Annotated in this window: 8 protein-coding genes and 1 rRNA gene; 5 read left to right on the top strand and 4 right to left on the bottom strand. The window is 74.0% G+C overall.

Going from position 1 to position 11261, the window contains the following annotated elements:
• Both ACIQVZ_RS41535 and ACIQVZ_RS41530 read right to left on the bottom strand, forming a co-directional pair.
• The coding region (locus ACIQVZ_RS41535) for an ATP-binding cassette domain-containing protein (RefSeq protein ID WP_402458103.1) at positions 1 to 2141 on the bottom strand (2141 nt) is incomplete at its 3' end.
• Positions 2142 to 2346: 205 nt separating this feature from the next.
• A complete protein-coding gene (locus tag ACIQVZ_RS41530) occupies positions 2347 to 2703 on the bottom strand; it encodes a DUF5132 domain-containing protein (protein ID WP_402458101.1) in 357 nt (118 codons plus the stop codon).
• Positions 2704 to 3180: 477 nt separating this feature from the next.
• Between ACIQVZ_RS41530 and ACIQVZ_RS41525 the strand changes: the two genes are divergently transcribed.
• The 5 genes from ACIQVZ_RS41525 (at position 3181) to ACIQVZ_RS41505 (ending at position 9829) form a co-directional block, all read left to right on the top strand.
• Positions 3181 to 4773, top strand: a complete 1593-nt coding sequence (locus tag ACIQVZ_RS41525) for an ABC transporter substrate-binding protein (protein WP_402458099.1) — start codon at positions 3181 to 3183, stop codon at positions 4771 to 4773.
• Positions 4774 to 4838: 65 nt separating this feature from the next.
• Complete coding sequence (locus ACIQVZ_RS41520; protein WP_402458096.1) at positions 4839 to 5801, top strand: ABC transporter permease; 963 nt, start codon at positions 4839 to 4841, stop codon at positions 5799 to 5801.
• A 7-nt stretch (positions 5802 to 5808) separates the two neighbouring features.
• Complete coding sequence (locus tag ACIQVZ_RS41515) at positions 5809 to 7707, top strand: dipeptide/oligopeptide/nickel ABC transporter permease/ATP-binding protein (protein WP_402458094.1); 1899 nt, start codon at positions 5809 to 5811, stop codon at positions 7705 to 7707.
• Positions 7704 to 8495, top strand: coding sequence for an ABC transporter ATP-binding protein (locus tag ACIQVZ_RS41510; protein WP_402458092.1), 792 nt, complete (start codon positions 7704 to 7706; stop codon positions 8493 to 8495). Before ACIQVZ_RS41515 ends, ACIQVZ_RS41510 begins: the two co-directional genes overlap by 4 nt.
• Positions 8492 to 9829: an NAD(P)/FAD-dependent oxidoreductase gene (locus ACIQVZ_RS41505; RefSeq protein ID WP_402458089.1), complete on the top strand. Its 1338-nt coding sequence runs from the start codon at positions 8492 to 8494 to the stop codon at positions 9827 to 9829. The genes ACIQVZ_RS41510 and ACIQVZ_RS41505 overlap by 4 nt, the downstream gene beginning before the upstream one ends.
• Here the strand turns inward: ACIQVZ_RS41505 and ACIQVZ_RS41500 are convergent.
• Positions 9819 to 10907, bottom strand: a complete 1089-nt coding sequence (locus ACIQVZ_RS41500; protein WP_402458086.1) for an alpha/beta fold hydrolase — start codon at positions 10905 to 10907, stop codon at positions 9819 to 9821. The two genes, ACIQVZ_RS41505 and ACIQVZ_RS41500, sit on opposite strands and share 11 nt — an antisense overlap.
• Before the next feature lie 278 nt (positions 10908 to 11185).
• A 5S ribosomal RNA gene (rrf, locus tag ACIQVZ_RS41495) occupies positions 11186 to 11261 on the bottom strand; the annotation flags it as partial.

Below are 11261 nucleotides of genomic sequence, written 5' to 3'. Positions count from 1 at the left end.
ACCATCGTCCGGTCCGCCGCGAAGCCGCGGAGCGTGCGCTGGATGGCGGCCTCGGTCTCGTTGTCCACGGCGGAGGTCGCCTCGTCCAGGACCACCACCGGCGCGTCCTTGAGGATCGCGCGGGCCAGGGCGATCCGCTGCCGCTGGCCGCCCGACAGCGCGGCGCCACGTTCGCCGATCACCGTGTCGTAGCCGTCCGGCAGCGCCGCGACGAAGGCGTGCGCCTCGGCCATCATGGCCGCCTTGACCACGGCCTCGTCCGAGGCGGCGAAGCTGCCGTAGCGGATGTTGTCGGCGATGCTGCCGTCGAAGAGGAACGGATCCTGGGCGACGAACCCGACCGCGTCCCGCAGGTCCCGACGCGGCAGGTCGCGCACGTCGCGCCCGTCGAGCAGCACGGCGCCGGACTCCGCGTCCTGGAAGCGCATCAGCAGCTTGGCGATCGTCGTCTTGCCGGAGCCGGTGACGCCGACCAGGGCGGTCACCTGCCCGGCGGGAATGGTCAGCGAGAGGTCCTCCAGCACCGGCGGGCGGCCGGGGTAGGCGAACGTGACCTCGTCGAGGACGATCTCGCCCCGCACCTTCCCGGTGCCGAGCGGTCCGCCGGTGCCTTCGGCCTCGACGGGCAGGGCCCGCAGGTGGTGGACCCGGTCGTAGGCGGCCAGGGTGCGCTGGTACTGGTCGACGATGCCGCCGAGCCGGTTCATCCGCAGCAGCACCATCTGGGGCAGCCCGATCAGCGGGCTGAACACCTCGAACGGCAGGCTGCCGTTGAGCACCGACCGGCCGCCGATCAGCAGGGTGCCGGCCATCGAGCTGGTCGTGCAGACCCGGACGGTCTCGGCGTGGCGGATCGTGCCCCGGTCGGTCTGCTCGTTTCTCTCCTGGGCCGCCGCGCTCAGCCGGTCGATGCGCTCGGCCTCGTAGTCCTCGGTGCAGAAGCTCTTGACGGTGGCGCCGGCCTCCAGCGTGTTCAGCAGCTGGCTGTGCAGCCCGGCCCGGTGCTCACCGGAGGCGGCGTAGTCGGCCGTGGCCTTGTCCTGGTAGCGGAGCGACAGCCAGGCGATGACCGGGATGGGCAGGAAGGCGATCCAGGCGATCTGCGGTGCCAGCAGGAGGAACACCGGTACCAGAAGGGCCAGGCTGGTGCCCAGTTGCAGCACGTCGTTGGCCGAGGTGGCGAAGAAGGCGCCCAGCTGGCGGACGTCGTCGGTGAGCACCCCGGCGATCCGGGTGGTCCGCTCGCCTTCCAGGTGCCGCAGTTCGAGGTGCTGGACGTGCTCGTACGTGCGGCTCCGCCAGTCGTGCTCGATGTCCTGGCCGAGCCCGCGCCACTGGAGGTTCGAGGTGTAGGAAAGGCCCGCGACGGCGGCGCAGGCGATGGTCACCAGCCCTGCCAGGCCCCAGAGTTGGGCGGACGCGGTGGTCAGTCCGAGGCTGACCAGCGGCGCGGCCTGGCCCTTGATGAGCACCAGGGCCGTCCAGCCGAGGAAGGTGGCGAGCGCCATCTCCGAGACCTGGCAGGCGATCGAGAGCGCGGAGGCACGGAGGAGCCGCCGCCGGTGCGGTCCGACGATCTCCAGCAGGGGGTGCCGTTCGGCTCCGGCCCCGGACAGCTCACCGGCCGTGTCGGCCGTTCTCCGCCAGGCCTTCCGGAGGACGGCCACGGTCGCGGTCGCGACCCCGCCGAGTGCCACCAGCTGCCTGCTCAGCGCCGACCCGCGGATCAAGGCGACGCCGGCCGCCACCCCGCCGCCCACGGCGAGGACCGGGCGCACGACGAGGCCGCGGTCCGGACGCGGGGCCGGTGCGGCGTCCGGCCGGGCCGACGCCGGGCTTCCCGCCCCGGTCGGCCCCTCCATGACCAGGGCGACGGCCTTGCGGACGATCCGGCCGACGTCCGCGGCACTCACCCGCGCGTCGTGCCGGACGAGGACCCCACCGGTGACCGGGCTGGCCTGCGCCTCGCTGATCCCGGGGACGCGCCGCAGGGCCGCGGCGAGGACTTCGGCCGTCCGGGGACGCCCGAGGACCAGCTTGACGTCCCAGCGCTGCCGGCCCGGAATGACCGAGCGCGGGCGCACGTCCACGTCCACGTCCACGGAGCGGTATCCGGCTGCGGCACCCAGCAGAGAGGGCATGTGTACGATCACCTGTTTGCGGAGGTCGCGAGAATAACCGTCACGGGCAGGGACGGGATTGCCGCGACAGGGGCGGGAATTCTTGAGGGGAAACTGCTGCTACCGAATGGCCCGCAGTCGGCCGCCGCGCGGGAGCCTCATTCCGATATCCATCTGTCCGTCGGAAAGTGCGCTCACACGGCGGCCGGGGTCGCCGGGCAGACCGTCAGTGCGCCTTGCCGACGCCGGCGGTCGCGCGGATCTTCGGGCTCCTCGCCTCGGCTTCGGCCCGGGCGGCGGCCTCGTCCTTCTCACCGTGCGGGACGGCGACCTCGGCGGGGCGCCGGCCGTCACCCGAGGGGGCCCCGCCGTCGCCGGCGGAGACCTGCGCCGCCACCACCTCGGCGGCCACCTCGGCCGCGAGGTCGTGGATGTTCTCCCCGGCCTCGTGGGCCGCCTTCTTCACCTCAAGGACGAGGCCGACGGACGTCTTGACGACGCCTCGCACCAGCGGCTTGAGGAGACGCTTGGCCAGTGGCGCGACGATGAGGCCGACCAGGAAGGGCGGTACTAGGGGCGGCATGATGCTCCATCCTCTCTACGCGGACGTATGACAGGGACCCCGGGCAACTGCGGACGCACCGGAGCACCGCACGACTAGGCGGACGGAAGCACCCGAGTCCGGAATTCGACGCTCCCGCCGGATTTCCCGCCGGGACGAATTCCGTACTCGATGGACCAACCGCCCGCTCTCGCTTCACCGTAGTCGAGCCGGGTCCATCGAAGCCAAACCTTCTCATGCGGTTTCACTCATGCGAGTGCTCTCAGCCCTTTTTTGTAGCTCGGATTAACGAACAAATGCCCACCCTACAATCCGCTCATATGCTTTTTGATTCATCGGAGCCCGTCGAGTTCCCCCGAACGTGTGAACCGGATCGGCCCCCGCCACCCGCGCCCCCTTCCGCCCGCCAAGGCGGCACACGGCCCAGACCTTTCGAACAGTCCTGCCGTACAGGTGAGTTGACTCGCCAGCGTCAGCACTCGGTGGCACCATGACGCCATGCCCCGTCGCCCCCTGCCGGTCCCGCTGGCGGCTGCCCTGACCACCGCGGCCGTCGCGGCCGGCGCCCTCACCGGCTGCGGCAGCGTCGCCCCCTCCTCCACGACCGGTCCCCTCGTGGACCGGGGGACCGTACGGATCGCGGCCGCCAGCGAGACGCCCAGCTTCAACCCGTACACGGCCTTCGGCGCCGCTCCGGCCCGCTACGCCTACGACTCGCTGGTCAACGTCGCCGCCGACGCCACCCTGGTCTCCGGCCTGGCCTCCTCCTGGGAGGCCACCACCACCACGGCCGCCTTCACCCTCCGCCCGGGAACCACCTGCTCCGACGGCACCCCCCTCACCGCCACGGCCGTCGCCCGCGCACTCACCTACGCCGGCGACCCGGCCCACCAGCTCGCCGGCGCCCAGACAGTCCTGCCCACCGTCCCGTACACCGCGAGCGCCGACGACTCGACCGGCACCGTGACGGCGACCACCACCGCCCCCTTCCCGTTCCTCACCCGCACGCTCGGACTGCTGCCGATCGTCTGCCCCGCCGGCCTCGACCGGCCCCAGTCGCTGGACCGCTCCACCCAGGGCACCGGACCGTACGTGCTGACCCACTACACCTCGGGCGGGCCGTACGAGTTCACCGTGCGCGACGGCTACACCTGGGGACCGGCCGGAGCCACCACCGCGGCCGACGGCCTCCCCGCCCGCATCGTCATCTCCGTGGTGCCCCAGGCCTCCACCGCCGCCAACCTGCTGCTCACCGGCGGCATCGACCTCGCGAGCGTGAACGGGCCCGACCGCACCCGGCTCACCGGCCACGGCCTGGCCACCGCCGACGCGGCGACCGTCATCGGGCTGACCTTCTTCAACCAGCGCCCCGGCCGCCCCCTCGCCGACCCGGCACTGCGCCGGGCCCTGGTGTCCGCACTCGACCGCCAGGGGCTCGCCAACGTCGCCGTCGGCGGCACCGGCACTCCCGCCACCGACTTCGGCGCGCAAGGCGCCGTCTGCCACGCCGACCTCGCCGCCGCCAACCTGCCCGCACAGGACGCCACCGAGGCGCTGCGCGCCACCGGCTGGACCCGCGCCGCCGACGGCCGGCTCACCAAGGACGGCCGACCACTCCGGCTCCGCCTGATCACCAGCCCCGACCTCGGCCCGACGCTGGCACCCGTCGCCGAGCTGATGGCCCGGTCCTGGACGGCACTGGGCGCGGACGTCAAGCTGGTCACCGAGAGCCTGCCCGCCCTCGTCAACGCCATGTACCAGACCGGCGACTTCGACGTCGTCGTCGGCACCTCCCCGGGCTTCGCCCTGCCGGTCGGCTTCGTCCCGTTCTTCTCCGGTCCGACGCCCGCCCAGGGCCTCAACTTCGCGGGCGTGGCCAATCCCGAATACGACGCCCTCGTCGCCCAGGCCCTCCGGGAGCCGGACACCGCGGGCTGCGCCACCTGGAACCGGGCCGCCGCCGCGCTCTTCCGCTCCGCCGACGCCCTGCCGATCGCCGACGGCCGCAGCACCGTGTACGGACGCAGCACCACCTTCGCCACGACCTTCGGCGGCCAGGTCATCCCCACCAGCATCCGCCTGCACCGATGACCGGGGGATCCCGCGTGACCGTACCCCGCCGTTCGCCGCCTCCGCCGCGTCTGCCACGGCGCCTCGTGCCCCGTCTCCTGCGGCACCCGTGGACGAGGTTCCTCGGCCGGCGCACCGCCCGGCTGCTCCTCTCGCTCGGGGTCGTACTCACCGCCTCGTACGCGATGATCCGCCTGGTGCCCGGAGACCCGGTCCGCGCGGCGCTCGGCGTCGACGCCTCCCCCGCCCTGGTGGCCGCACGCCGGCACCAACTCGGGCTCGACGAACCCTTCCTGGCCCAGTACCGGCACTATGTCGACGGCCTCGTGCACGGCGACCTCGGCACCTCGCTGGTCACCTCGACACCGGTCGCGGAGCTCGTCCGCACCCGGCTGCCGGCCACCCTCGAAATCGCCGGCCTGGCCTTCCTCGTCACCCTCGCCGTCGCGCTGCCCTGCGGTCTGCTCGCCGCCGTCCGCACCCGGGACGGCCGGCACCCGCGCAGCGAGCTGGCGTTCACCACGTTCACCGCCGGCCTGGCCGGGATCCCCGACTTCGTCCTGGCCGCCGGGCTCTCCGCGCTGCTGGCCGTCGGCCTCCAACTGCTGCCGGTGGCCGGCACGGCGGGCGCCGGGTCCTTCGTCCTGCCGGTCCTCGCGCTCTCCGTGGCGCCCACCGCCGTCCTGGTGCGCATCGTCCGGGTGGAGGCCCTGAGAGTGCTGTCCGAGGACTACCTGCGCACCGCCCGCGGAAAGCGGCTGTCACCGCCACGCCGCTACCTGCGGCACGCGGCGCCGAACATGGCCACCGCCGCGCTCACCGTCGCCGGAGGCCTGCTGCCCGCCCTGATCGCCGGCACCGTGCTGGTGGAGAAGGTCTTCGCCTGGCCCGGCATCGGTTCGGCGCTGGCGCAGTCCGTGAGCTCGCAGGACTACCCGGTGATCCAGGCGATGGTCCTGATCCTGGGCACCACCGTCCTGCTCGCCGCGCTCCTGGTCGACATCCTGCTGGCGCTGCTCGACCCGCGCTCGACGATCCGGGAGAGCTGAGGCCCCGATGCCCCTACCCACCGGGTACCTCCGCTCGCCGATGGCCTGGGCCGCCACCGCCATGCTGGCCACCCTGATCGTGCTCGCGCTGGCGGGCCCGCCCGTCTGGGGCGCGGCGGCCGACCTGCCCGACCCCGCGGCGGTGCTGCAAGGCCCCTCCACCGCCCACCCCTTCGGCACCGACAACCTCGGACGGGACCTGCTCGCCCGGGTCCTGACCGCCACCCGGCCCTCCCTGCTGCTCGCGCTGGCCGCGACCGCGATCGGCGCGGGCACGGGCATCCTCCTCGGCGCGTCCACCGCCGTCGTCGGCCCCCGCGCCCGCCGCCTGCTCGCGGCACTGATCAACCTCCTGCTCGCCTTCCCCGCACTCCTGGTCGCGCTCTTCCTCGCGGTCGTGTTCGGCGCGGGCGCGGCCGGGGCGATGCTCGCCCTCGCCGTCGCCGGTGTACCCGGCTTCGCCCGGCTCGCCCAGACCCTCGCCGCCGCCGTCGCGGGCACCGACCACCTGGCCTCCGCCCGGGTCCTCGGCCTGCGCCGGCACCGGCTGCTGTGGCGGCACGTCCTGCCCAACATCGCCGAACCGCTGCTGCTGAGCGCGACCACGGCGGCGGGCACCTCCCTGGTCGCGCTCTCCGGGCTGAGCTTCCTCGGCCTGGGCGTCCAACCGCCCGGCTACGACTGGGGGCAGCTGCTCAACCAGGGGCTCGACCGGATCTACGCCCAGCCGCTGCCCGCCCTCGCCCCCGGCCTGGCCATCCTCTACGCGGCGGTGACGTTCCAACTGCTCGGCGAGGTCCTGGCGGGGAGCGCCGCCCGGCGCGGCCCGGCAGGCCGTACACCACGGCGACCGGTCGCGCCGGGTGGGCCGATCGCGCCGAGCGGGCCCGCCGAGGACGGCCTCGTCCTCCAGGTCGAGGACCTGAGCGTCGAACTCCCCACCCCGGACGGCGTGATCCGGCCCGTCCGCGGCGTGAGCCTCTCCCTGCGACCGGGCGAGATCGTCGGACTCGTCGGCGAGTCCGGCTCCGGCAAGTCGCTCACCGCGCTCGCGATCGCCGACCTGCTCCCCGCACGCGCCCGGGTCTCCCACCGCACCCTCCGGCTGCTCGGCGCCGACCTGGACGCCATGACGCCGAAGCAGCGCGACCAGCACCTCGCGACCGGCCTGGCGATGGTCTTCCAGAACCCGGCCACGGCGCTCAACCCGTCACTCCGGATCGCCACCCAGCTCACCGAGGCACCCCGCACCCACCTCGGCACGAGCCGCACCCAGGCCCTGCGGGACGCCGAGGACGCCCTGCGCCGGGTGGCCCTGCCCCCCGCCCTGCTACGGTCACGCCCCCACCAGCTCTCCGGCGGCCAGCGCCAGCGCGTGATGATCGCCGCCGGCCTGATGATGCGGCCCGGCCTGATCATCGCCGACGAACCGACGACCGCCCTCGACACCACCGTGCAGCGGCAGATCACCGAACTGCTCTCCGACCTGCGGCGGGACACCTCCGCCGCCGTCCTGTTCATCAGCCACGACATCGCGCTCGTGAGCGGATTCTGCGAACGCGTCCTGGTGATGTACGCGGGCTCCGTCGTCGAGGCCCTCCCCGCCGACCGGCTCGCCACCGCCGCCCGGCACCCCTACACCCGGGCCCTGGTCGCCTCGGTACCGGACCTCACCGCGGACCGCGACCGGCCGCTGCCCACCGTGGCGGGCACGCCGCCCGACCCGATCGCCCCCACCCCGGGCTGCCCGTTCGAGCCCCGCTGCCCGTACCGGCTGGACCGCTGCGCCCGGGAGACTCCGCACCTGGACGGCGTCGACGCGTTCCAGCAGGTCGCCTGCTGGAACCCCCAGCCGGTGGAAGAGGTCCAGGTGCCGGAACACCAGGTGAAGGCGGACCCGTCATGACCGGCCTGCGGCTGTGCGACCTCACCGTCCGCCACCACGGCCCGCGCGGCCCGGTCACCGCCGTGGACCACGTCTCGCTGGAGGTCCCGGCCGGCACCACGCTCGGGCTCGTCGGCGAGTCCGGCTCGGGGAAGTCGACCCTGGCGCGCGCGATCGTCGGGCTCGCCCCCGTGCACGGCGGCCGGGTCCTCGTCGACGGCCAGGACGTCCGGGTCCGCACCGTCCGCGCCCGGCGCCGGCTCGGCCGACTGGTCCAGATCGTCCTCCAGGATCCGGACACCGCGCTCGACCCCCGGATGACCGTCCGCCAGACCCTCGTCGAGGCCGCCACCGTCTTCCAGCGGCTCGACCGGCCGGCCCGTGCCGAGCGCGTCGCCGAGCTGCTCGACCTCGTCGGGCTGGACCCCCGGCTCGCCGGCCGCCTGCCCCGGCAGCTGTCCGGCGGCCAGCGCCAACGGGTCGCCGTCGCCCGCGCCCTGGCCGTCGGACCGGGCCTCCTGATCGCCGACGAGATCACCTCGGCCCTCGACGTCTCCGTGCAGGCGTCCGTCCTCAACACGATCCGCGAACTCCGGCAACGGCTCGGCCTGTCCATGCTGTTCATCGGCCACAACCTGCCCGCGGTCTGCTACGTCTCCGATACCGTGGCGGTGATGCAGCGCGGTCGGATCGTCGAAACGGGCCCCACCGTCGCCCTCCTGCGCGACCCGCAGCACCCCTACACGCGGGAGCTCCTCGCCTCCGTCCCCCGCCTGTCCGGCCCACCACCCTCCCGGAGGTCCCGATGACCGTCGACCGACCCGACGCGGTGGTGGTCGGGGCCGGGGTGATCGGCACCGCCGTCGCCCTCGAACTCGCCCGCACCGGACGGCAGGTGGTCGTCGTGGACAAGGCCGGCGCGGCCGGCCACGGATCGACCGGCGCGTCCAGCGCGATCGTCCGGTTCAACTACTCCACCTTCGACGGCGTCGCCACGGCCTGGGAGTCCCTCCACCTGTGGGCGTCCTGGCCCGAGCACCTCCGGCTCACCACCGACCGCCGCCCGCTCGCGGTCTTCCGCCGCACCGGCGCCGTGCTGCTCGACGCGCCCTTCCCCGAACCCGCCGACACCGCGGCCCTGTTCGACCTGGCCGGCGTCCCGTACGAACGGTGGGACACCGCCGCCCTGCGCGGGCGCCTGCCCGGGATCGACGCCGGCCGGTACTGGCCGCCGAAGCCTGTGGACGACGACGCCTTCTTCGACGGCCCGGCCGGCGAGCTCGGTGCCCTGTTCACCCCGGACGCCGGGTTCGTCGACGACCCGCAGCTCGCGGCCCAGAACCTCGCCGACGCGGCGGGCGAGCTGGGTGCGCGCTTCCTGTTCCACCGCACCGTGGTGGCCGTCGACCGGCACGCGGACCGCGTCGCGGGCCTCCGCCTGGCCGACGGGGCCCGAATCACCGCGCCGGTCGTGGTCAACGCCGCCGGCCCCTGGTCCGGAGGCGTCAACCGGCTCGCGGGTGTCGGCGACGACTTCACCGTCGGTGTACGCCCCATGCGCGAGGAGGTCCACCAGATCGCCGCACCCGACAGCTCCACCACCGGTTCCACCACTGGCCCCACCGCCGGCTCCGGGCCGCTTCCGGTCGTCGCCGACCTCGACCTCGGCACCTACCTGCGCCCGGCCGCCGGGGGCCGCCTGCTCATCGGCGGCACCCAGCCGGCCTGCGACCCACCGGAGTGGATCGACGACCCGGACGAGGCCGACCCGCGCCCCACCGCCCACCGCTTCCGGACCCAGGTGACCCGCGCGGCCCGCCGCTTCCCCGGGATCACCGTCCCCGGCCGGCCCGTCGGCGTCGCGGGCGTGTACGACGTCGCCGACGACTGGACCCCGATCTACGACCGCACCGCCCTCGACGGCTACTACGTCGCCATGGGCACGAGCGGCAACCAGTTCAAGAACGCACCGCTGGTGGGCCGCTACCTCGCGACCCTGATCGACCTGGTCGAGGCCGGCCACGACCACGACGGCGACCCGGTCCGCTACCGCTGCGAGCACACCGGCAACGTCGTGGACCTGGGCGCGTTCTCCCGCCGCCGCCCCATCCGGACCGGTTCCGCCCGCACGGTCATGGGCTGAGGCCGCGCAGTTCGCTCAGCAGATCCGCGACCACCCCGACCACGAACCCGGGCTCCTCGGTCGGGAAGTCATGGCCGGTGCCCGCCGGCGTGTGCACCACCCGGGACGCGGTCGACGCCGCAAGGTAGCGGGTCCGGGCCCCGAGGTAGAAGCGACCGATCCGCTCGGTCTCGGCGGCGTCCCTGGCGGCCGCCAGCACCGTGTCCCCGCCCGTGAGGTCGCGGGGTATGACCAGCACCAGCGGCAGGTCGCCGAGGTCCCCGTCGTAGACCACGGTCTCCCAGCCCACCTCCGCCAGGCCGGTGGGCGAGAGCTCCGCGAAGATCGACGCGGCGGCGCAGAAGTGGCCGGTCCGACCGCCACGGCCGCGGCCCCGGTGAACGCCGAACAGGTGCCGCACCGCCGTCAGCAGGAAATCCCGGCGCATGCCCGCGACCAGCCGGTTGGGCGGCGCGAAGGCGATGACCTCCAGGGGCGTCGGATCCAGCAGCACGAGTCCGGCCACCACGTCCGGCCGCCGCCTGGCGGCATTCGCGACCAGCAGCCCGCCGAAGGAATGGCCGACGAACACGTACGGGCCCCGCTCTCCCGCCGCCTCCAGCGCGGCCACCAGCTCCTCCGCCTCGGCCGCCGTCGTCCTCGGGAAGGGCCCGACGTCACTCCAGCCCGAGCCGAACCGGTCGACCAGCACCGAGCGGGTCCGGGCCGCCATCATCGCGTGCAGCTGTCCGAACTCCTCGCCCGGCGCGTGCCCGCCCGGCATCCAGACCACCGTCGGCCCGTCCCCGGCAACCCCCTCGGCGAGGACGTGCATCCGGCGCCCGCCCACCCCGACCAGCCGCCCCGGCGCCCCGCCCACCCCCGCGCCCCGGCCGACCAGCACCAGATGCCGCGCCGCACCGACCGCCAGCACCACACCCGCAGCCACCACCAAGCACCCGAGCGCCACCAGCCATCCCGCACCGCCCCCGACCAGCCCGACCCCCACGCCCACCACCAGCACCGCGACCGGCACTCCCACCCAGTCCCGGCTCAGCAACGCGAGCAGGGCATCCGCCACCCGTCCGTTCCGGCGCATCGGTCCTCCACGGCATCCGAGAGGCGACCTCTCCCCCTGTTCTTCCCGCATCCACCCGCGCCGACGCACCCCCGCGAACAGGCATTCGACACCCCGCCCGGGCCCTGCCTGTCCTGCGCGCCACCGCTGTGTCGCCGTGTTGCCATGTCGCTGTGCCGCTGTGCCGCTGTGTCGCTGTGTCGCTGCCCATCGGAGCGGAGCCGGCCACCAGGCTGAATCTCCGCAAATGCAAAGAACCCCCATCCGGTCTCCCGGATGAGGGTTCTCTGTGAATGATTGTTCGGCGGCGTCCTACTCTCCCACAGGGTCCCCCCTGCAGTACCATCGGCGCTGTAAGGCTTAGCTTCCGGGTTC

It is taken from the genome of Kitasatospora sp. NPDC098663, assembly GCF_044760075.1.
GTDB lineage: Bacteria > Actinomycetota > Actinomycetes > Streptomycetales > Streptomycetaceae > Kitasatospora.
The sequence above is the reverse complement of the archived record's forward strand: the minus strand, read 5'-3'. Positions and strand labels throughout refer to the sequence as shown.